The sequence below is a fragment of the Acidimicrobiales bacterium genome (assembly GCA_035540975.1).
In the GTDB taxonomy this organism is placed as follows: domain Bacteria; phylum Actinomycetota; class Acidimicrobiia; order Acidimicrobiales.
The window spans coordinates 1-20,915 of sequence record DATLFN010000140.1 but is presented as its reverse complement, the minus strand read 5'-3'; the positions used below and the strand labels follow the sequence as shown (position 1 = coordinate 20,915).

Annotated in this window: 23 protein-coding genes and 1 pseudogene; 12 read left to right on the top strand and 12 right to left on the bottom strand. The window is 74.8% G+C overall.

Translation table 11 applies throughout. The annotated features are described in order from the left end of the window. Window positions 1–743: hypothetical protein (locus VM242_14235; protein HVM06321.1), on the top strand; the 743-nt coding region annotated here is incomplete at its 5' end. Between the two features lie 32 nt (window positions 744–775). After that, a complete protein-coding gene (locus VM242_14230; GenBank protein ID HVM06320.1) occupies window positions 776–1,024 on the top strand; it encodes a DUF6457 domain-containing protein in 249 nt (82 codons plus the stop codon). Here the strand turns inward: VM242_14230 and VM242_14225 are convergent. Beyond that, window positions 1,005–1,406, bottom strand: a complete 402-nt coding sequence (locus VM242_14225) for a secondary thiamine-phosphate synthase enzyme YjbQ (GenBank protein ID HVM06319.1) — start codon at window positions 1,404–1,406, stop codon at window positions 1,005–1,007. The two genes, VM242_14230 and VM242_14225, sit on opposite strands and share 20 nt — an antisense overlap. 16 nt (window positions 1,407–1,422) lie before the next feature. Between VM242_14225 and VM242_14220 the strand changes: the two genes are divergently transcribed. From VM242_14220 to VM242_14205, 4 genes and pseudogenes are all read left to right on the top strand, one after another. Further along, window positions 1,423–1,584: a hypothetical protein gene (locus VM242_14220; protein HVM06318.1), complete on the top strand. Its 162-nt coding sequence runs from the start codon at window positions 1,423–1,425 to the stop codon at window positions 1,582–1,584. A gap of 104 nt (window positions 1,585–1,688) precedes the next feature. Then, window positions 1,689–2,459 carry a cytochrome c oxidase subunit II gene (gene coxB / locus VM242_14215; protein HVM06317.1) on the top strand — a complete coding sequence of 257 codons (771 nt, stop codon included), beginning with the start codon at window positions 1,689–1,691 and terminating at the stop codon, window positions 2,457–2,459. Beyond that, a complete protein-coding gene (ctaD, locus tag VM242_14210) occupies window positions 2,456–4,162 on the top strand; it encodes a cytochrome c oxidase subunit I (protein HVM06316.1) in 1,707 nt (568 codons plus the stop codon). The genes coxB and ctaD overlap by 4 nt, the downstream gene beginning before the upstream one ends. After that, window positions 4,159–4,464, top strand: a pseudogene (locus VM242_14205) (cytochrome c oxidase subunit 4). The gene ctaD and the pseudogene VM242_14205 overlap by 4 nt, the downstream one beginning before the upstream one ends. 55 nt (window positions 4,465–4,519) lie before the next feature. Here VM242_14205 and VM242_14200 read toward each other — a convergent pair. The 4 genes from VM242_14200 to VM242_14185 all read right to left on the bottom strand — a co-directional run bounded on the left by VM242_14200 (window position 4,520) and on the right by VM242_14185 (window position 8,451). After that, complete coding sequence (locus tag VM242_14200; protein HVM06315.1) at window positions 4,520–5,941, bottom strand: ubiquinol-cytochrome c reductase cytochrome b subunit; 1,422 nt, start codon at window positions 5,939–5,941, stop codon at window positions 4,520–4,522. A gap of 64 nt (window positions 5,942–6,005) precedes the next feature. Continuing rightward, complete coding sequence (locus tag VM242_14195) at window positions 6,006–6,920, bottom strand: Rieske 2Fe-2S domain-containing protein (GenBank protein ID HVM06314.1); 915 nt, start codon at window positions 6,918–6,920, stop codon at window positions 6,006–6,008. Next, a complete protein-coding gene (locus VM242_14190; protein ID HVM06313.1) occupies window positions 6,917–7,672 on the bottom strand; it encodes a c-type cytochrome in 756 nt (251 codons plus the stop codon). Before VM242_14190 ends, VM242_14195 begins: the two co-directional genes overlap by 4 nt. Before the next feature lie 197 nt (window positions 7,673–7,869). Continuing rightward, a complete protein-coding gene (locus tag VM242_14185; protein ID HVM06312.1) occupies window positions 7,870–8,451 on the bottom strand; it encodes a cytochrome c oxidase subunit 3 in 582 nt (193 codons plus the stop codon). Window positions 8,452–8,474: 23 nt separating this feature from the next. Between VM242_14185 and VM242_14180 the strand changes: the two genes are divergently transcribed. After that, window positions 8,475–9,245: a cytochrome c oxidase assembly protein gene (locus tag VM242_14180; GenBank protein ID HVM06311.1), complete on the top strand. Its 771-nt coding sequence runs from the start codon at window positions 8,475–8,477 to the stop codon at window positions 9,243–9,245. 66 nt (window positions 9,246–9,311) lie between these two features. Here the strand turns inward: VM242_14180 and VM242_14175 are convergent, their stop codons facing one another. The 6 genes from VM242_14175 to VM242_14150 all read right to left on the bottom strand — a co-directional run bounded on the left by VM242_14175 (window position 9,312) and on the right by VM242_14150 (window position 13,288). After that, window positions 9,312–9,815 carry a transcriptional repressor gene (locus VM242_14175; protein HVM06310.1) on the bottom strand — a complete coding sequence of 168 codons (504 nt, stop codon included), beginning with the start codon at window positions 9,813–9,815 and terminating at the stop codon, window positions 9,312–9,314. A gap of 10 nt (window positions 9,816–9,825) precedes the next feature. Beyond that, window positions 9,826–10,689 carry a metal ABC transporter permease gene (locus tag VM242_14170; GenBank protein ID HVM06309.1) on the bottom strand — a complete coding sequence of 288 codons (864 nt, stop codon included), beginning with the start codon at window positions 10,687–10,689 and terminating at the stop codon, window positions 9,826–9,828. 32 nt (window positions 10,690–10,721) lie between these two features. After that, window positions 10,722–11,600 carry a zinc ABC transporter substrate-binding protein gene (locus VM242_14165; protein ID HVM06308.1) on the bottom strand — a complete coding sequence of 293 codons (879 nt, stop codon included), beginning with the start codon at window positions 11,598–11,600 and terminating at the stop codon, window positions 10,722–10,724. 85 nt (window positions 11,601–11,685) lie between these two features. Beyond that, window positions 11,686–12,021: a rhodanese-like domain-containing protein gene (locus VM242_14160; GenBank protein ID HVM06307.1), complete on the bottom strand. Its 336-nt coding sequence runs from the start codon at window positions 12,019–12,021 to the stop codon at window positions 11,686–11,688. 39 nt (window positions 12,022–12,060) lie between these two features. Then, window positions 12,061–12,588, bottom strand: a complete 528-nt coding sequence (gene flgN, locus VM242_14155) for a flagellar export chaperone FlgN (GenBank protein HVM06306.1) — start codon at window positions 12,586–12,588, stop codon at window positions 12,061–12,063. A gap of 40 nt (window positions 12,589–12,628) precedes the next feature. Next, complete coding sequence (locus VM242_14150) at window positions 12,629–13,288, bottom strand: response regulator transcription factor (protein ID HVM06305.1); 660 nt, start codon at window positions 13,286–13,288, stop codon at window positions 12,629–12,631. 150 nt (window positions 13,289–13,438) lie between these two features. On the opposite strand from VM242_14150, the gene VM242_14145 reads away from it, so the two are divergent. After that, window positions 13,439–14,293, top strand: a complete 855-nt coding sequence (locus VM242_14145) for a sigma-70 family RNA polymerase sigma factor (protein ID HVM06304.1) — start codon at window positions 13,439–13,441, stop codon at window positions 14,291–14,293. A 90-nt stretch (window positions 14,294–14,383) separates the two neighbouring features. Here the strand turns inward: VM242_14145 and VM242_14140 are convergent, their stop codons facing one another. Next, complete coding sequence (locus VM242_14140) at window positions 14,384–16,567, bottom strand: hypothetical protein (GenBank protein HVM06303.1); 2,184 nt, start codon at window positions 16,565–16,567, stop codon at window positions 14,384–14,386. A gap of 107 nt (window positions 16,568–16,674) precedes the next feature. Here VM242_14140 and hemE point away from each other — a divergent pair, with 107 nt between their 5' ends. From hemE to VM242_14120, 4 genes are all read left to right on the top strand, one after another. Next, window positions 16,675–17,718, top strand: a complete 1,044-nt coding sequence (gene hemE / locus VM242_14135) for a uroporphyrinogen decarboxylase (protein HVM06302.1) — start codon at window positions 16,675–16,677, stop codon at window positions 17,716–17,718. Then, window positions 17,711–18,634, top strand: a complete 924-nt coding sequence (gene hemH / locus VM242_14130; GenBank protein HVM06301.1) for a ferrochelatase — start codon at window positions 17,711–17,713, stop codon at window positions 18,632–18,634. Before hemE ends, hemH begins: the two co-directional genes overlap by 8 nt. Next, a complete protein-coding gene (hemG, locus tag VM242_14125; GenBank protein HVM06300.1) occupies window positions 18,631–19,989 on the top strand; it encodes a protoporphyrinogen oxidase in 1,359 nt (452 codons plus the stop codon). The genes hemH and hemG overlap by 4 nt, the downstream gene beginning before the upstream one ends. An 83-nt stretch (window positions 19,990–20,072) precedes the next feature. After that, window positions 20,073–20,915, top strand: an 843-nt coding sequence (locus VM242_14120; protein ID HVM06299.1) for a hypothetical protein, incomplete at its 3' end; no start/stop codon positions are given.

Genomic DNA, 20,915 nt, shown 5'->3' with positions numbered 1-20,915 from the left:
ATCGCGCTGCGGGCGCTCCGCGCCCGGCGCCCGCCCCACGCCGCCCGGCCACGCCGCCCGCGGAGCGCCCGCAGCGCGATCGGGAGCCGGCCCGTCGCCCGCCCGCCGGCGGCGGCCGCCCCCGTCGGGGGCTGGCCCTCGCCGCCGTCCTGGCCGGCGTGGCCGTGCTCGTCGCCATCCTCGGCTGGGCGGCTTCGGGGAACGGCGACCGGGACGAGACGGCCACCGGCCCGACGACGGCCACCACCACCACGACCACCACCAGCGGTGGCGAGTCGCCGACGACGGCGGCGCCCGAGGGCGCCCCGCCCGGCTGGGTCACGTACACCGATCCCAAGGTCGGCTACCGGATCGCCCATCCGCCGGGGTGGCGGGTGACGCCCCTCGACGGCACCCGCACCGACATCACCGACCCCGGGACGGGGACCTACCTGCGCGTCGACTGGACCGACAAACCCGGCCCGTCGCCCGAGGGTGCCTGGGAGAGCCTGTCGAGGAGCTTCGGCGCCCGCCACGAGGCCTACCAGGAGATCCGCATCGAGCCCACCACCTACAAGGGCTTCGACGCCGCCCTGTGGGAGTACGCGTACACGTCGGGCGGTGCCCGCCTCCATGCCGTGAACCTGGGGATGGTCACCGGCCGCTACGGGTTCGCCCTCAACTTCCAGGCGGCCGAGAGCCGCTGGGCCGAGTCCCAGGACGAGTTCGAGGCGTTCAAGGCGTCGTTCCAGGTCCCGTCCTGACGGCGGCGCCCCGGTGCGGGCACGCTGTGGACATGGACGACTGGCTGGACCGCTTCGCCGACGCCCTCGCCGTGGCCCGCCTCGGCCCCGCCGAGGTGGACGCCGTGCTCGACCTCGCCCGGGTGGTCGCCCACGGCACCGAGCGGAGGAACGCACCCCTCGCCACCTTCCTGGCCGGGCGGGCATCGGCCGGCCGGGAAGGTGGCGGCGAGGCGGCCGCCGCGCTGGCCGTCGCCGAGGGGCTGCTCGGCGACGGCGGCCCTAGCCGGCCAGGAAGCTGAGGCGGACGGTCCGCGCCGGGTTGTCCTCGTTGGGGTCGACCAGGACGACGCTCTGCCACGTGCCGAGCCGGGGCCGGCCGCAGACCACGGGGATCACGAGCGAGGGGCTGACCAGCACGGGCATCACGTGGTCGGCGCCGTGCCCCGTCGACCCGTGCCGGTGCCGGTACCGGCCGTCGCGGGGCAGGAGCCGGTCCAGCAGCTCGTCCAGGTCGGCCTCCGACCCCGAACCCGTCTCCATGAGGGCGAGGCCGGCGGTGGCATGGGGCGCGAAGACGCTGAGCAGCCCGTCGCCCCGCCCCGAGCAGAACGCGGTGACCTCCTCGGTGAGGTCGGTGACGCGCCGGCCGCCGGTGTCCACGCGCAGCTCGGTGGTGTCCACGGGTTAGAACTGTGCCATGAGCGAGCGCGACCCCGAGCAGCAGACGCAGGACGAGGTGCGGGAGGAGGCGGCCGCCGAGCCCGACGACCCCATCACCCGGCGAGAGGAGCTCGAGGTGGAGCTGATGGACGACGGGATCTCCGACGCCGGCGAGGACATCGGCCAGCCCACCCCGTAGCGTCGTGGCCGGCCCGCCCGCCACCGGGCAACGCCACGGAGGACTCGACCGGATGGCGTGAGCGGAGCGAACGAACGAGGTCGAAGCGCTAGCGTTCCCCGGCGATGCGTCGTCCGTGGCGGGGATTGGCACCGGCACTGCTGCTCGGCGCCGTCCTCTCGGCGTGCGGGAACGACGGGCCGACGTTCGGGGCGCCCCGCGGCGCCACCCGCCAGGGCCGGGACATCTTCCGGCTGTGGCAGGGGTCGATGTGGGCGGCGGTGGCCGTCGGCGTGTTCGTGTGGGCCCTCATCCTCTTCGCCGTCATCCGGTTCCGCCGCCGCTCGGGCGACGACGACGCCGTCCCGAAGCAGACCCACGCCAACATCCCGCTGGAGATCGTCTACACGGCGGCACCGCTCGTCATCGTGGCCATCCTGTTCCTCGTGAACGTGCGGACCCAGGACCGGGTCGACCACGTGAGCGCCGACCCCGCCGTCACCGTCGAGGTGACCGCCTTCCAGTGGCAGTGGCGCTTCCGCTACCGCGACGCCGGCGTGGAGGTCGTCGGCACCCCCGAGGAGGACCCGGTGATGGTGCTGCCCGCCGGCAGCACCGTGCGGCTCGTGCTCCGGACCACGGACGTGCAGCACTCGTTCTACGTGCCCGAGTTCCTCTACAAGCGCGACGCGGTGCCCGGCATCACCAACGAGCTCGACCTCGAGGTGCTGGAGGAGGGTCGCTACGACGGCCGCTGCGCGGAGTTCTGCGGCCTCCTCCACGACCGCATGGACTTCGTCGTCGAGGCCGTCTCCCGGGCCGAGTTCGACCGGTGGATCGCCGAGCAGCGGACCTCGCCCAACGTCGGGGGGACGGCCATGGGAGCGGGACGATGACCGTGCTCGAGCGCCCGCCGCGGGCGCCGTCCCCGCCTCCCGACGACCACCGTCCCGAGCCCCGCGGGCTGCTCCGGTGGTTGACCACCACGGACCACAAGATCATCGGGCTCAGCTACATCTGGACGTCGTTCGGCTTCTTCCTGGCCGCCGGCCTGCTCGCCATGCTGATGCGCACCGAGCTGGCCGAGCCCGGCCTCCAGGTGGTGAACCGGGCCGAGTACAACCAGCTGTTCACCATGCACGGGACGATGATGATGTACCTCTTCGCCGCCCCGTTCGGCCTCGGCCTGGCGAACTACTTCGTCCCCCTGCACATCGGGGCCCCCGACATGGCGTTCCCCCGCCTGAACGCCCTGTCGTACTGGCTCTTCCTGGGCGGCGGGCTCACCGTCACCGCCGGCTTCCTCACCGCCGGGGGCGCCGCCGACATCGGCTGGACCGGCACCGCCCCCCTGTCCAACGCCGTGCACGCCCCCGGCGCCGGCATCGACCTGTGGATCGCCGGCCTCCTGCTCACCGGGCTGTCGTCGGTGGCCACCGGCGTCAACGTCATCACCACCGTGTTCTGCCTGCGCGCCCCCGGCATGACCATGTTCCGGATGCCGATCTTCACCTGGAACATGCTCGTGACGTCGGTCCTGGTGCTGATGGCGTTCCCCGTGTTCACCAGCGCCCTGGCCATGCTCTTCGCCGACCGGCGCATGAACATGCACATCTTCGACGTTGAGGCGGGCGGCGTCCCCATCCTGTGGCAGCACCTGTTCTGGTTCTTCGGGCACCCCGAGGTCTACATCATCGTCCTGCCCTTCTTCGGGGTCATCACCGAGATCATCCCCGTGTTCTCCCGCAAGCCGGTCTTCGGCTACCGGGGCCTCGTCTTCGCCACCCTGTCCATCGCCGGCCTGTCCGTCGGCGTGTGGGCCCACCACATGTTCACCACCGGCGCCGTGCTGCTGCCCTTCTTCAGCGGGATCTCGTTCCTCATCGCCGTGCCGACCGGCGTGAAGTTCTTCAACTGGATCGGGACGATGTGGCGGGGCCGCATCAACCTCGCCCCACCCATGCTGTTCGCCATCGGCTTCATGGTGGTGTTCCTCCTGGGCGGCCTGAGCGGGGTGCTGCTGGCGTCGGCGCCGGTGGACTTCGCCGTCCACGACACCTACTTCGTGGTCGCCCACATGCACTACGTGCTCTTCGGCAGCGCCGTCTTCGCCGGCTTCGCGTCCGTCTACTACTGGTTCCCGAAGTGGACCGGGAAGATGATGCGGGCCCGGCCGGCGTGGCTCCACTTCTGGCTGCTGTTCGTCGGGTTCAACCTCACCTTCTTCCCCCAGCACCAGCTGGGCCTGCGGGGGATGGTCCGCCGGGTCGCCGACTACCGGGAGGGCGACGGCCTGGAGTTCCTCAACCTCATGTCCAGCACCGGCGCCGCCGTCCTCGCCGTCTCCACGCTGCCCTTCCTCTGGAACCTGGTCGTGTCGATACGAAAGGGCGAGCCGTCGGGCGGCGACCCGTGGGGCGGCCACACCCTGGAGTGGGCGACGACCTCGCCGCCGCCGTCGCACAACTTCACCCGCCTGCCGCCGATCCGGTCCGACCGGCCCGTGTTCGACGAGCGCATGGCGATGGCGGGTGCCGGCTCGGGCGACGGCCACCAGCCGCCACCGGCGGGAACGGAGACCGAGGTCACCGCCGAGTGAGGACCGAGGGCCTGGTCTTCGCCGGCACGGCCGCCTTCTTCGCCGTCGTCACCACCGTCTACTGGTTCACCAGCTACGAGGAGGCGGGCTCCACCATGCTCCTCCTCACCGTGGGCCTGGGCCTGATCCCCGGCGTGTGGCTGCTGTGGTGGTCGCGGCGCATGGCGCCCCGCCCCGAGGACCGGGCCGACGCCGACATCGAGGACGGCGCGGGCGTCGTCGGCCGGTTCCCCGGCCCCACGGCGTGGCCGGCCACCCTGGCCCTGGGGGCGGTCCTGGCCGCCAACGGCATGGCCTTCGGGATCTGGCCCGCCCTGCCCGGCTTCGTGCTCATCTTCATCGCCGCCTCGGGGGCCATCATGTCGGGCCGCCCCGCGCCCGGGCGTGCGGCGCGCCCGTCTCCACCGGCTCCTCCCCGTCCTCCTCGACCACGTGGTACGAGCCGTCCGGCGTCCGCACCACGACGGGCGGAGCACCCTCCTCGTCGGGCAAGGAAGCGGCCTCCCGGCACAGGCGGTAGGTGACCGCACCCACGGCGAGGGGCAGCACGACGAGGAGCACCCGGAACGCCACCAGGAGACCGGTCACCGACACGTTGAACACGGTGGCCAGCACGTCGCTGCCGGCGGCGAAGAACAGCACGACGAAGAAGGCGATGACGGCCGTGCCGATGGCCGTGCGCACCGGGCGCTCGCGCGGCCGGTCCAGCAGGTGGTACTCGCGGTCGTTCTCCCGGGTGAAGCGGGCCTCCAGGAAGGGCCACGCGTACATCAGGCCGAAGGTGACGCCCGGCAGCAGGATGCCCGGGAAGAACACCGTGGGGATCGTCTTCCCGAAGGCGCGGATCTCCCACGCGGGGAAGACGCGCAGCGCCCCGTCCAGCCACCCCACGTACCAGTCGGGCTGGGAGGCGGCGCTGACCTCGGCGGCCCGGTACGGGCCGTACAGCCAGATGGGGTTGATCTGGGCCAGGCCGCCCAGGGCGGCCAGGACGGCCAGCAGGATGAAGAAGAAGCCGGTGCTCTTCATGGCGTAGCTGGGCCACAGGCGGGACCCGACGACGTTGTGCTCGGTCTTCCCCTTGCCGGCGAACTGGGTGTGCTTCTGGCGCCACAGGATCGCCATGTGAGCGCCGATGAGCCCGAGGATGACCCCGGGCAGGATCAGCACGTGGATGACGAAGAGCCGGGAGATGATCGACTCGGCCGGGAACTCGCCGCCGAAGGTGAGGTACGACAACCAGGTGCCGAGCACGGGGACGGACAGGAAGATCGAGTAGAAGATCCGCAGGCCCGTGCCCGAGAGCTGGTCGTCGGGGAGCGAGTAGCCGGCGAAGCCGTTGAGCATGCCCAGCAGCAGCAGCGTCACCCCGATGATCCAGTTCAGCTCCCGCGGGCGGCGGAAGGCGCCGGTGAAGAACACCCGGCCCAGGTGGACGACCATGGCGGCCAGGAAGACGAGGGCCGCCCAGTGGTGCATCTGGCGCATGACCATCCCGGCCTGCACCTCGAAGCTGATGTGCAGGGTGGACTCGTAGGCGGCCGACATCTCCACGCCCTTCAGGGGCGCGTACGACCCGTCGTAGACGACCTCCTTCAGGCTCGGTTCGAAGAAGAACGACAGGTACACGCCGGTGATGAGCAGGACCAGGAACGAGTAGAGGGCGATCTCGCCCAGCATGAAGGACCAGTGGTCGGGGAAGACCTTGTTCAGCGCCGTCTTCACGAACCCCGACGTGCCGAGCCGGGAGTCGAACCAGGCGTTGAGGCGGCGGATCACTGGTGCACCATCCCTTCGGCATGCCGCACCAGCGCGCTCGCGATGGACCGGCCTCCCGGGCCACTCACGGGCGCTCCCAGAAGCCGGGGCCGATGGCCTCGTGGTAGTCGCTCTGGGCCCGGAGGAAGCCGTCGTCGTCGATGTCCAGCGGGAGCTGGGGGAGCGACCGGGTGGCGGGACCGAAGACGGGGCGGGCGCCGTCCATCACATCGAACAGCGACTGGTGGCACGGGCACAGGAGCTGCCGCGTGGCCACCTGGTAGAGGCCCACCGGGCAGCCGGCGTGCGTGCAGACCTTGGAGTAGGCGACGTAGCCCTGGGGCGCCCACCCCTCCCGGCCCTCCCGGGTGACCAGGTCCTCGTCCACGGCCCGGATGAGCAGCGTCTGGGCGTCCGCCGCGCCCACGTGGCCCTCGGGGAACACGGTGACCACGCTGCCCACGTCCAGCTCGGTGGCCCGCACGGGCCGGCCCTCCTCGTTGACCAGCAGCGAGCCCTTCCGCCACGCCGTCTCGAACAAGCTGCGGCCCGGGTTCGGGCCCAGTGACCGGATCGGGAACAGGGCGGCCAGGCCCAGGGCACCCATGGCCCCGAAGAGGCACTTCAGCAGGAACGGCCGCCGCCCCATGGCGTCCATCGTGTCCTCGTCCGGGTCGGGCACGGCGGGGACGCCGCCCGGCCCCGGCTCGTCCACCTCGCCCGCCTGGACCAGGCGGGAGACGGGTTCGGACGGCGCGTCGTCGGCCCCCAGCTCGTGTCGCTCCTGGACGAAGGGGCCGGCGGGGAGCAGGTGCTTCCCCCAGGCGGCGAGGGCCCAGCCGAGGCTGCCCAACGACACCCCGAGGAGGGCGCCCTCCACCTGGGGCTGGCCGCCGACGGCGAAGGTGAAGGCGAGGGCGAGGGCGGTGACGGCGCTGACCCCGAGGGCGATGCCGATGGACCGCTCGGTGCGGCGCTCGTCGCGGCTCGCCTCGCTCACTCCCGCTCCCCGATCCACCACGCCGCCACCAGGAGGACGCCCAGCCCCACCAGCCACCCGACGAAGCCCTCCGGGATGGGGCCCGCGTGGCCCAGCCCGATGCCCCCCGGGTCCTCGGGGCTGTCCAGCTCCCGGACGTACTTCACGATGGCGGAGACCTGCTCGTCGTCGAACGTCTCGGGCCCGAAGCTGGGCATGGCGCCCGGGCCGATGCGGATGGCCTCGGCGACCTGGAGGGGGGTGGCGGGCCCCAGCCGCGGAGCGTGGCGCGTCCGGGCCAGGGCGCCCCCGATGCCCACGGCGCCGTGGCACGCCGCGCAGTTGCTGCGGTACAGCTGGCCGCCCTCGACGATGTCGGCCGCGGCCAGGTCGATCTCGGGGATCTCGGGGCCCGACTCGTCGAGCGACGTCACGTAGGCGATGAGCGCGTTGATCTGGGGCCGGTCGTACGACGGCGGCTTGCGCACCGCGATCTCGGTGTTGCGCTCCAGCGGCATGCGCCCGGTCGACACCCAGAAGTCCACGGCGGCGGCGCCGACGCCCTGGAGGTTGGGGCCCAACGGCGTCCCCTGCGCCTCGATGCCGTGGCAGCTGGCGCACCCCGTCTCGAACAGCCGGCGACCGAGCTCGACCTCGCCCGTCTCGATGGTGCGCGCGGCCGGACCGGCCGAGGCGGGGGCCAGGGCCACCACGGCCAGGGAGACCAGGGCGGCGCCCACCACCCAGACTGCCGCCGCCGGTCGGGCCGCCATCTAGTCCCCTGACCAGAAACGTCCGCCGCGTGCGCAGCGACCAGGTCCGTGGCCGCACTCGCCGCCGCAGGCGGCCTCTGCGGCTGCGGACACCCGGGGAGGACAGGGCGGAGGCGGCGCGAGCTCCGCTCGCCCGCCGGAGCACGATCCAACTCGACCGAATGGAGTGAGCGCAGCGAACGAACGAGGTCGAAGCACTAGCGGGCGAGGAACACGGTGGCGAAGACGGCGATCCACACCACGTCGACGAAGTGCCAGTAGTACCCGACCACCTGCACGGCGGGCTCGACGCCGGGGTCGGGCGTGGTGCCCGCCATCCGGGCCAGCAGGCCACCCATGGCGAGGACGCCGCCGAACACGTGGATCCCGTGGAACCCGGTGAGCAGGTAGAAGATCGAGCCGTAGGCGTGGGTGGACGGCGAGAACTCGAGCGACATCCACTCGCTGGCCTGGTTGGCCAGGAAGACCAGCGCCAGCACGGCGGTGACGACGATCCAGCGCCTGGCCCTGGCCCGGTCGTTCCCGCGTTCGAGGGCCCAGACGGCCGCCTGCATGGTGGCGCTCGATGCCAGCAGGACGACGGTGAACAGCGCACCCCGCCCCACGGCCAGCTCGACGCCCTCGGGCGGCCACTCCTCGGCGGCGGACCGGAGGGTGAACCAGGCGGCGAACAGCCCGCTGAAGAACATCAGCTCGGAGGCGAGCCAGACCATCGTGCCCACCGCCAGCATCGACGGTCTCGCCGCCGCCTGGTGCCGGGCCCTCTCGGCTTGCGCCACCCGCCAACCCTAACCTGGCGGCCATGGCCGCAGCGCTGGTCCTGGCGGCCGCCTTGACCGCCTACCTGTGGGCCGCCCGCCGGGCGCGGCGGCCGTGGCCGGCGGCGCGCACGGCGGCGATGGCCGCCGGCGCCCTGGTCGTCCTCGGCTCACTGCTGCTCGACGGCGAGGGCCGCTTCACCACCCATGCCACCCAGCACCTCATGCTCGGCATGGTCGCTCCTGCGCTGTTCGCCCTCGCCGCCCCGGTGACCCTCGCCCTCCAGGCCGGAGGGCCCCGGGCCCGCCGGCGGCTGCGCCGCGTCCTGCACAGCCGGGCTGCCGCCGTGGCCGCCCACCCCCTCACCGGGTGGAGCGTGTTCGGCGGGTCGATGCTGGCCCTCTACCTCACGCCCCTGTACCGCCTGTCGCTCGACCACGAGTGGCTCCACGAGGCGCTGCACCTCCACTTCCTGACCGCCGGCGCCCTGTTCTTCTGGCCCATCGTGGGCGTCGACCCGGTGCCCCGCCGCCTGCCCCACGGCGGGCGCCTGCTCGCCGTCTTCCTCGTCGTCCCCTTCCACGCCGTGCTGGGCATGGCCCTGCTGGCGGCCCGTGAGCCCATCGCCCCCCGGCACACGCTGGCCGACCACCGGGCCGGCGCCGGCCTGCTGTGGATCGCCGGCGACCTGCTGGGGCTGGTCGCCGCCCTCGTCGTCGCCGCCCAGTGGATGGCCGCCGAGGACCGCCAGGCGGCGAGGGAGGACCGCCGCTCCGAGGGCCCCGTCGTCCCCGCGGTGGACGACGGGGGGTAGCCGAAGCCGGTCCGGTCACGAACCTTCACACCACGTTCGCAGCGGCGAACGAATGAGGTCGGCGCCCTACTTGCAGGCCGGGCAGCGGCCGACCAGCTCGATGCGGTGGTCGGTGATCTCGAACCCCGACTCCCGGGCGGCCAGGCGGGCGGCGGCTTCGAGGGCGTCCTCGAGGGCCGGCGACGCCCGGACGTCGGCCACCGTCTTGCACGTCTGGCAGACGAGGTGGTGGTGATGGTGCCCGCTGAGGTCCTCGCTGAGCTCGAAGCGGCCGAGGTCGTCGGCGCCGACCAGCCGGCGGGCGACGCCCGCCTCGCACAGCACGGTGACGTTGCGGTACGCCGAGCTCACCGGGGCGCCCCCCGCCACGATCTCCGAGACCGTGAGCGGGCGCCCGGCGGCGCGCAGCAGGTCGACCAGCGCCCGGCGCCTGGCCGTGTACCGCTGGTCGAGGGAGGCCAGGCGCGAGGCGGCCGCCTCGTGGAGGGGGTCGCCGCCGCGATCGCGGCTGCGGCCGGAGGCGCGCCCGTTGCCCCGGGCCCCGGGGCCGGCGTGCGGCGGAACGGGCACGGCCGCCATCCTACGGGCCTCCTCGATGCGACTCCGACGCGCTCCACGGGGTGGCCGGCCGCCGGCGGCCGCCCCCGAGGGCACACGCCACGAAGGCAGCGGCCGCCACCAGGACGATGGTGCCGCCCGGGGCCAGCGCCCACTGCCGCGCCAGGACGAGGCCGGCCAGCGCGCTGCCCGCCCCGATGCCGCTGGCCCACAGCAGGGTCCCCCGGAACGACGACGCCACCCGCTGCGCCGCCCCCACCGGCAGGGCCATCAGGGCGGCCACCAGGAGGACGCCCACGATGCGCATGCCCGCCACGACGGTGACGGCGGCGAGGGCGGCCAGGGTGAGGTTCAGGCGGTCGACGGGCAGGCCGGCCACACGGGCCGCCTCCTCGTCGAGTACGACGCTGAACAACGCCCGCCACCCCACGGCCACGCCGGCGATGATCACGGCACCGAGCACGGCGATCACCACCGTGTCGCCCCGGCTCACCGTGAGGATGGACCCGAACAGGTAGACGAGGGTCCCGGCGTCGAAGGAGCCGGCCAGGCCGGCCAGCACCACCCCGCCGGCGATGCCCGAGTAGAAGAACAGGGCGAGGGCGAGGTCGCCGCTGGCCCGTCCCCGCGACCGCAGCCACTCGATGGCGCACGCCCCACCCACCGCACAGGCGAGCGCCGTCCACACGGGCCACACGCCCGCCAGCAGGCCGGCCGACACGCCGGCGAAGGCCACGTGGCCGATGCCGTCGCCCATCAGGGCCAGGCGCTTCTGCACCAGGAACGTCCCGATGAGGGGCGCCGAGGCGCCGACCACGATGCCGGCCAGCAGGGCCAGCTGCATGTACTCGCGCTCGAACGGCCACGGCAGGGGCAGCGGGAGCACCGGGGCTCAGCCTACGGACGGGCGCGGCACCGTCACGGGCACCCGAGCGCCCGGCGCAGCGCCTCGAGGTTGCGGCGCATCACCGTGGCGTAGTCGGCACCGGCGTCGGCGTCGTCCTCCGACAGGCCCTCGATGGGGTCGAGCACGGCCGTGCCGACGCCCGCCTCCCGAGCCAGCGTCTCGGCCACGGCGGGGCTGACCAGGGCCTCGTAGAACACGGTGGTCACGCCCCGCCGGCGGATGAGGTCGGTGAGGTCGGAGAGCCGGTCGGCGTCCGGCTCCGCCTCGGGCGACAGCCCGGTGATCGCCACCTGTTCGAGGTCGTAGCGGCGGGCGAGGTACGAGAAGGCGGCGTGGCTGGTGACCATGTCCCGGCGCTCGCAGGTGGCCAGCCCCCGGCGCAGGTCCTCGTCCAGCGAGGCCAGCTCGTCGCGGTAGTCGTCGGCATTCGCCTCGAACTCGGCGCGCGCCGACGGCTCCGCCGCCGCCAGGGCGGCCTCGATGGCGCCCACCGCCTCCGCCAGCAGCGTGGGGTCGAGCCAGAAGTGCGGGTCGACGTCGCCGCCGTCGCCCTCCGTGAGGTCCAACGCGGCCAGCAGGTCGACCGTCCCCCCGGCCCTCCGCCCGGCCACCTCCTCCACCGCCGGCTGGAAACCACCGCCCAGGTAGAGCACCACGTCGGCGTCCTCGACGGCGTCCACCTGGTCGGGCGTGAGCTCCAGGTCGTGGGGCTCGGTGCCGGCCGGGGTGAGGTTGGCGACGTCGACGTCGTGGCCGCCCACCCGCTCGGCCGCCTCGGCCAGCGGGTAGAAGCTGGCCACCACCGTCAGGGTCTGCTCGTCGCCGCTCCCGTCGTCGCAGGCGGCCAGGCCGGCGACGACCACCGTGAGCCACAGCAGGAATCGTCGCACGCCGCTGGTCTCCCTTCCCGGAACCAAGAACGATTCTCGTTCGGATCGGCGACGCCGGCAAGCGGACGCGTCGGCGCCGGGTTGGTCAGGCGGGGCCGGAGTCGACGGGGCGGCCCTCGGCCGCCCACGCCTTGGTGCCGCCGGTGACGTTCACCGTGTCCCAGCCCGCCTTGTTCAGGGCGTCCACCGCCGCCGCGCTGCGGGCGCCGGTGGCGCAGATCACGTAGACCCGCCGGTCGCTCGGCACCTCGGCGCTGCGGGCGCCCAGCTCGGGGAGGGGGATGAGGACGGCGCCGGGGACGCGGACCTCGGCGTACTCGTCGGGCATCCGCACGTCCACCAGCGGGGCGCCGTCGGCCAGGGCGGCGGCCAGGCCGTCCGTGTCGATCTCGGGGACGGTCGGGGGCTGGCGGGGGAACACGCCCGACAGCCTACGCGGCCGCCCCGGGGCGGCCGAGGCCTACCAGCCGACGGCGTCGGCCAGCGACGGGTGGAGGACGCGTTCGTTGGTGGCGAGGGCGGCCTGGTAGGCGGCCGCGTCGACCAGGACCCGCGTCGAGGCGCGGGCCGGATCGCTGCTCATCACCGACCGCAGCTGGCCCAGGGCCTCGTTGAGGAGCCCCCGGTTCACCGCCGCCAGCGCGACGATCTGCCCGGCCAGGCGCTCGAGCGCACTGAGGTGGCGCTCGATCACCGAGGGCCACGGCGAAGGCGCGGCGCCCCCGATCTTGCGCAGCGACGCGTCCTCGCACAGTCCCATCGACGACGCCGCCACGGCCGTCGCCAGGGCCCGGGTCAGCTCCATCTGGCCCACCTGGTCGAGGACGAACTCGACCTCGCGGCTGGCGTGGCCGACCCACCGGCTCTGGCCGTCGGCCAGGAGCAGGCGCTGCTCCTCCAACTTGAACAGGACCAGCTCCAGCTGCTCCCGCTCCCGCCACAGGACCTCGGAGAGCTCCCTCAGCGCTTCGCCGGGTGCGGTTTCCACGGTCGTCTGAATCGGCCGAAACGGCTCGGCTGTGAGGCGTTCATCCGAGAAGTCCGAGGGCGACGGCGCGGGCCATCGCCTCCTGCCGGCCGGTCACGCCGAGCTTGACGTAGATGTGGGCGAGATGGGACTTCACCGTGGCCGGCGTGACGAAGAGGGCGTCGGCGATCTCCCGGTTCGAGCGCCCCTCGGCCAGGCGGGCCAGGACCTCCAGCTCCTTCCTGGTGAGCGCCTCGCGGTGGCTCCCGGGCCGCTCGCCGCCGGCGGCGGGGTCGGCGGGGGCGATGACGCCCATGAGCAGCGACAGCAGGGCGGGAGCCACCACCCGCTCCCCCTTGGCGACGCGGGCGATGGCGTCGGACAGCTCGGCGGGCGCGGCCGACCGGGGCAGGAGGGCGTCGATCCCGACCGCCCGCAGGGCGCCCAGCTCCCCCCGGCCGATGTGGTCCACCAGCACGAGGACCCGGGGCGGGGGGCGGAGGGACTTGGCCCTCCGGGCCGCCTCGGCCAGCGACAGGTCCCGGCACGAGCCGAGGAGGACGTAGTGGGCCCGGCCGTCGGCGGCCCGGACCCCGTCCTCGGCCTTGGCGACCTCGGCCACCACGGCGATGCCCATGGCGCGCAGCACCTGGGCCACGCCCAGGCGGACGAGCGGCCACTCGTCGACCACCACTGCCGACGGACCCCCCGTCTGGTCCACCGCGCCACTCTACGGCACCGACCCTTGGGCGCTCGGCCGTGACTAGTCACATCGGGCCCGCCGCGTAGCCCGTTCGGAGGGTCGCGCCGCGTGGTGGATCAACCACTCGGCCGATGCGCGCAATGCCCTTTTTCGGCGACCTTTTCGTCCATGGCCACCTGCGTGCTCGACGAAGACCGGCGGAACCTCGAAGCGACGCTGGTCGGCAACAACCTCGCCCTGGTCGACTACGCCGTCAACCACCTGGCCAACCGGCTCCCCCGCCACGTGCCGAGGGACGAGCTGGTGTCGGCCGCCATGGCCGGGCTGGCCCAGGCCGCCCGTTCGTACGATCCCGACCGGGACACCGGCTTCGAGCACTACGCCTCGGCCCGCATCCGCGGCGCCCTCCTCGACGAGCTGCGCAGCCGCGACTGGGCCAGCCGCTCGGTGCGCACGAAGGCCCGCCGACTGGTGGCCGCCACCGACGAGCTGACCGCCCGCCTGGGCCGGGTCCCGACCACCGAGGAGCTGGCGGCCAAGCTCGGGATGGTCGAGAAGCAGGTGACCGCCCTCCACCACGACGTCCACCGCTCCGTCGTCTTGAACTACGACTCCATCGTCGCCGACAGCAACGTCGAGTGGGCGCTGCCGTCCGACGACCGCAGCCCCGACGTCGTGCTCCTCGAGCGGGAGCGCCGGGGCTACCTCCTCGACGCCGTCTCGGCCCTGCCCGATCGTCTCCGCCAGGTGGTCGTCGGCTACTTCTTCGAGGAGCGGTCGATGCAGCAGCTGGCCGAGCAGCTGGGCGTGAGCGCCTCGCGGATCTCCCAGATGCGCTCCAAGGCCATGTCCCTGCTGAAGGACGGAATCACCTCCCAGCTCGACCCCGAGACCATGCCCGAGTCGACGGACGGCCCCCGGGTCGCCCGCCGCAAGGCCGCCTACGTGGCCGCCGTGGCCGCCGCGACGAGGACACGCGACCGCTCGGCCGCCGCCGCCCGCATCCCCGCTCTGACCGCCTGAGCTTCCCGCCCCGACGCTCGGGGGCCACGAAGGGGCGCCATTCGCCCGGATCTGCCGCCGGAACGGACGGCGGTGGCGGTCGGAGAGCCATCAGGGACTGCCGGTGAGGACGTCGGGCAGGGGCCGGGCGTGGACGATGGTGAGCCGCTGGGTGGGCCGGGTGAGGCCGACGTAGAGGGCCCGCAGGCCCTGGGCCGCCTCGGCCACGAGCGCCGCCGGTTCCACGACCACGACCGAGTCGAACTCCAGCCCCTTGACCATGCCGACGGGGATGAGGGTGACGGGGTAGTCGAGCCCGTCGCGCTCGGCCGAGGCGAAGGCGACGCCGGCGGCACCCAGCGCCGCCTCCACCGGGTCCAGGAACGACGGCGGGACGATGATCGCCACCGTCCCGACGCCCGCCTGGAGCGACTCGGCGCGGGCCAGCTCGGCGGCGCGCCGGGCGACCGAGCCCGCCTCCACCGCCACCAAAGCCGGCGGGGTCCCCGTGGTCCGGGCCGACAGAGGCGGGCGCAGGCCTGGGGCGGTGGCGGCCAGCACCCTGGCGGCCAGGGCCATGACCTCCCCCGGGGTGCGGTAGTTGACGCTGAGCTCGACCAGGCGGACGGGGCGCTGGTCCGGCAGCCAGGCGGTCACGTCGTCCCAGCTGGTCGTGGCCCGGGGGCCGGTGGCCTGGGCGATGTCGCCGGCCACGGTCATCGAGCCGCCGAGCGAGCGCCGGGCGAGCATCCGCAGCTGGAGCGGCGTGAGGTCCTGGGCCTCGTCGACCACGATGTGGCCGTAGCAGCGGATCTCGCCGCCCCGCCTGGCGCCGGGCCGGCGGGGGCCGAGGAGGACGCGGGCCTCGTCGAGGAGGGGGAGGTCGGCCGCCGTCCAGGGGATGGCCTCGACCGAGGTGCTGCGCGGGCGGACCAGGGCGGCCTGCTCGTCGTCGGTGAGGATCCCCCGGGCGGCGAGGCGGACGAGGGCGGGCGCCCCGAACAGGTCGTGCAGCAGCTCCTCGGGGCTGAGCACCGGCCACATGCGGTCGAGGGCGGCAGAGACGGCCGGGTGCCCGCGCACCAGGTTCCACAGCTCCTGCTCGTCGGCGCCGCCCCGGCCGAGGTCGGTGCCCGCGTCCTCGTCCTCCTCGCCGTCGGGGTCGCGGCCGAGACCGGCCCGGCGGCGGCGCTCGGCGGCGGCGGTGTACTGCTGGTGGATGACCTTGGAGACGAGCGTCTCCACCTGCCGGCGGCGGGCGTTGTGCGTGCCCGGGCGGCGCCGCACCGCCGACACGATCCTCGCGCTGGCCGCCGCCGTGATGCGCAGGGAGAAGCCCTCGAAGCCCACGTCGACGTCGCGGCGGAGGGGGCGCTGGCGGTCGGCCACGGCCCGGGCGACGAACGCCACCATGCGGGGGTCCGACTTCACCGCCTCGGCCGCCGGCGGGTCCACCGCCCGCACCCGCACGTCGGGCACCAGCCCGGCGATGGTGGTGAGCACCACACCGCTCTCGCCGAGCGAGGGGAGGACCTGCTCGATGTAGCGGAGGAACAGCGGGTTGGGACCGACGACGAGGACGCCCTGGCGCTCCAGGGGGAACCGGAACGTGTACAGGAGGTAGGCGGCCCGGTGCAGGGCGACGGCCGTCTTGCCCGTGCCCGGCCCGCCCTGGACCACCAGCACGCCGGGCAGCGGCGCCCGGATGACCTCGTCCTGCTCCTTCTGGACGGTGGCGACGATGTCGCGCATGTGCCCCGAGCGGGCCCGCTCCAGGGCGGCCAGCAGGGTGGACGAAGCGGGGCGGACGGTGCCGTCCGAGGCCACCAGCGAACCCTCCAGCGGCGTGGCGCCGCCGTCGAGGAGGCCGAAGACCTCGTCCTCGATCCCGACCAGGCGGCGGCCCTCGGTGGCGAAGTGGCGCCGGCGGAGCAGGCCCATGGTGTCGACCCCGGTGGCCCGGTAGAACGGCTCGGCCACCGGTGCCCGCCAGTCGACCACCAGGGGCTCCTGGTCCTCGGCCGAGATGGCGAGGCGGCCGATGTGGAACGCCTCCCCGTCCTCCCGGTCGATGCGGCCGAAGACGAGCGACTCCCGGCCCACGTCCAGCTGCTCCAGGCGCGACAGGGTGGTCCGCACGATGACGTCCCGCTCGGCCAGCGACCCCGGCGTCCCGCCGCGCTGGCGCAGCACGGTCTCGAGCAGCTCGGCGGCCGACGCGCGGAGGGTCGCCACCCGGTCGTACGCGCGGTCGATGTGCGCCTGCTCGGCCTGCAGGTCGGGGTGTGAGGCCACTTCCTCCTCTCGAACCGAGGGACCTCGCCCCTGAAGGGGAACGTGTCAGTGTAGTGGCGGGCGGGCCGGCGGCGGCCGCCGCCGGACCGGCGGTAACGTCGGCCGGGATGGCCGTGCGCCCCGACGCCCCCTTCCTGCTGGCGTGCCGGAACCTGCCGGCGCCCCGCGTCCCGGTGTGGTTCATGCGCCAGGCCGGCCGCTCCCTGCCCGAGTACCGGGCCATCCGGGGGGTGGGCAGCATCCTCGACGTGATCCGCCGGCCCGACGTGGCCGCCGAGATCACCCTCCAGCCCGTCCGCCGCCACGGCGTGGACGCCGCCATCCTCTATTCCGACATCGTGGTCCCCGTGGCCGCCGTGGGCTTCGGCGTGGACGTGGTGCCGGGCGTGGGGCCGGTCGTGACCGAGCCGTTCCGCGGCAAGGAGGACCTGGCCCGGCTGCGCCCGCTGGAGCCGGACCAGGACGTGCCGTTCGTCGCCGAGACGGTCCGGCTGGTGACGGCCGAGCTGGGCGACGTCCCCCTCATCGGCTTCGCCGGCGCCCCCTTCACGGTGGCCAGCTACCTCATCGAGGGCGGCCCGTCCCGCACCTACGCCAGGACGAAGACCATGATGCACGGCGACCCGGCGACCTTCTCGGCCCTGCTCGACGCCCTGGCCGACCTCGCCCTCGCCTCCCTCCGGGCCCAGGTGGCGGCGGGCGCCTCCGCCGTCCAGGTGTTCGACAGCTGGGCCGGCACGCTGGCGCCCGACGACTACGAGGCCCTGGTGCTGCCCGCCACCCGCCGCATCTTCGAGGGGATGGCGGACCTGGGCGCCCCCCGCATCCACTTCGGCGTCGGCACCGGCGAGCTGCTCGGACTCATGGCCGCCGCCGGGCCCGACGTGGTGGGCGTGGACTGGCGGGTCCCGCTGGACGTGGCCCGGGGCCGGATCGGCGAGGGCCGCGCCGTGCAGGGCAACCTCGACCCCGCCGTGTGCCTGGCGTCGTGGGACGTGGTGGAGGGCCGGGCCCGCCACGTGCTGGCGCGGGGCGGCGGCCGGGGCCACGTGTTCAACCTCGGCCACGGCGTGCTGCCCGACACCGACCCGGACGTCCTGACCCGGTTGGTCGAGCTGGTCCACGGGTGGTCGCCGGGCCGCGATGGCTGAACAGGGGCGCCCGGTGGGCGTGCTCGTGATGGCCTACGGCACGCCGGCCACGCCCGACGACGTCGAGTCGTACTACACCCACATCCGCGGCGGCCGCCCTCCCACCCCCGAGCTGCTGGCCGACCTCCGGCGCCGCTACGACGCCATCGGGGGCATCTCCCCGCTGGCCGCCCGCACCCGGGCCCAGGTGGAGGGCGTGGGGGCCGCCCTGGGCGGGGCGTTCACCGTCGCCCTCGGGCAGAAGCACGCCGCGCCGTTCGTCGAGGACGGCGCCGCCGAGCTCGTGGCGGCGGGGGCGAGCGAGGTGGTCGGGCTGGTGCTGGCGCCCCACTACTCGGCGCTGAGCGTCGGGCAGTACCACCAACGGGCGGCGGCGGTCGTGTCGGCCGGCGGGGGGTCGTACCGGGGCATCGGGTCGTGGCACCGCCACCCCGTCCTGGTGGAGCTGCTGGCCGAACGGGTGGCCGAGGCGCGCTCCCGCCTGGGCGTCGCCGAGGGGACGGTGGTGGAGACGGTGTTCACCGCCCACTCCCTTCCCGAGCGGGCACGCGCCCTGGACGAGCCGTCGTACCCCGACCAGCTCCTGGGGACGGCCCGGGAGGTGGCCGAGGCGGGCCGCATCGACCGGTGGCGGGTGGCCTGGCAGAGCGCCGGCCGCACGGCCGAGCGGTGGATCGGGCCCGACATCCTCGAGGTGCTGCGGTCGCTGCCGGGCGAGGGGGTCGAGGCGGTGGTCGTGTGCCCGGCCGGCTTCACCTCCGATCACCTCGAGGTGCTGTTCGACGTGGACGTGGAGGCCCGCGGGGTCGCCGCCGAGGTCGGACTGGCCCTGGAGCGCACGGCGTCGTTCAACGACGACCCCCGGTTCGTCGCCCTGCTGGCGTCGCTCGTCGCCGACGAGCTGGCCCACCGGTGACCGGTCCCCCCGTCGCCGTCGTCGGCGGGGGGATCACCGGCCTGGCGGCGGCGTGGGAGCTCGTGCAGGCGGGGGCGCACGTCGCCCTCTACGAGGCCGGGCCCCGCCTGGGCGGCCGCATCCTCACCGCCGACGTCGCCGGCCGGCCCGTCGACCTGGGCCCCGACGCCGTCCTGGCCCGCGTCCCCCACGCCGTCGACCTGTGCCGGGAGCTGGGGCTGGGCGACGAGCTGGTCCACCCGGCGGCCGAGGGGGCGTCGGTCTGGTGGGGAGGCCGCCTGCGGCCCCTGCCCCCGGGCCTGGTGATGGGCGCCCCGCAGGGTGCGCGCGACCTGGTCGGCCTGGCCCGCTCGGGACTCCTGTCGCCCGCCGGGGCGGCGCGGGCGGCCCTCGACGTGGTCCGGCCGGCGACCCGGTGGGGGCCCGACCCGTCCGTCGGCGAGGTGGTGGCCGGCCGCCTGGGGCCCGAGGTGCACCGGCGGCTGGTGGACCCGCTGGTGGGCGGCATCCACGCCGGCCCGTCCGCCCTGTTGAGCGCCCGTTCGACGGCGTCGCAGCTGGCCGGCGCCGCCGAGTCGCGCAGCCTCGTCCTCGGCCTGCGGTCGGCCCGCCGCGGGCGTGCTCCCGAAGGCCGGACCGGCCCCGTCTTCGCCTCGCTGCGCGGTGGCCTGGGCCGCCTCGTCGAGCGACTGGAGGAGCGCCTCCGCGAGCGCGGCGCCGAGCTCCGCCCGGGGACGCCCGCCGAGTCGGTACCCGTGCCCGGAGCGGCCGCCACCGTGCTCGCCGTGCCGGCTGCCGCCGCGGCGCGACTCGTCGCCCCCCGCTCGCCCGACGCGGCGGCCGACCTGGCCGGCGTCGACTGCGCGTCGGTCGCCCTGGCCGTCCTCGTCTACCCGGCCGAGGCGGTCCCCCGGCCCCTGGAGGGCACGGGGTTCCTGGTCCCCGCCGGCGAGGGGCGCCTGGTCACGGCCTGCTCGTTCGGCTCGGCCAAGTGGCCCCACTGGGCGGCGCCCGGCGACGTGGTGCTGCGGGTCTCGGCCGGGCGCTGGGGCGACGAGCGGGCCCTCGACCTCGACGACGACCGCCTCGTCAGCCGCCTCGGCGACGAGCTGGGCCGGATGGTGGGGATCGCCGCCGACCCCATCACGGCCGTCGTGACCCGGTGGGAGCGGGCGTTCCCGCAGTACCGGCCGGGCCACGCCGATCGGGTGGCACGGGTGGAGCGGGCCCTCGCCCGCGACCTGCCCACCGTGTTCCCGGCCGGCGCCGCCTACCGGGGCGTGGGGATCGCGGCGTGCGTGGCCCAGGGCCGCGCCGCCGCCCGGCAGGCCCTGGCGTCCGCACTCGCCGGGTGACCGCCGGCGGCCGGCGGCGCCCAGGGCGGAATCGACGCCGCTTGCCTCTTCAATCCCGTCCCGCGGTGCCGAAAGAGTACGGGATGCTCATCGGATCCGGGCGCCACAGCCGCCGACGAGGCGAGCGCCGGCGGCGAGCCGAAGCGGCCGCCGACGCGGCGGCCACGCGCCTGTTCCCCCTCACCCTCGGCGGCTTCGACGACAGCTGGGCCGACGACGCCCCGCCTGGCGACGGCCCGGTCCCGTGGTGGTTGGACGTCGACGACGAGGACGTGGTCCTCGCCGTCGCCGTCCCCACCGCGGGGACGGCCCGCGGCGGCAGCACCGAGCAGGTCCCGCTCGACCGGTACTCGGCCGAGTTCGACCTGCCCTTCGTGGTCCCCACCTGGCCCCCCGACAAGGAGGTGGAGGCGGGCACGGCGAACCTGGCGGGGATGCCCGACGCCGACGGTCCGCCGCGCCCCGGCGGCGGGGACGCCGGCCGCGACTGGTCCGGCCCGCCGGTGGGAACGGACGAGACGGTGCGGGACGAGACGGTTCGGGACGAGACGGTGCGGGACGTCGATGACGAGCCGGTCGACCCGTGGGCGGCTGCCGAGGACGGGCGGGCGGCTTCCGGCGACGTGTGGGCGGGTGACGCCGGGCCGGCGGTCGAGGTCGGTCCTCGGCCGACCGCAGCGGCCGAGCCGGTGTTCGACGACGACCCGGAGGCGTCCCTCGCCGGCCCGCACGCCCCCGGGCCGGCGGGCGGCCCGCCGGTGGCGGACGGGGCCGACGGCGGGCGGCGCTACGTGTTCCTCGAGGCGGCCACCCGCTATGCCACCGACGACGAGACGTCGGGCAGCGACGGCGGTCCGGCCGCCCACGAGCCCGCCCCCTACGTCGACGTCGACGGGGAGGACGAGGACCACGAGGACGTCACCGCC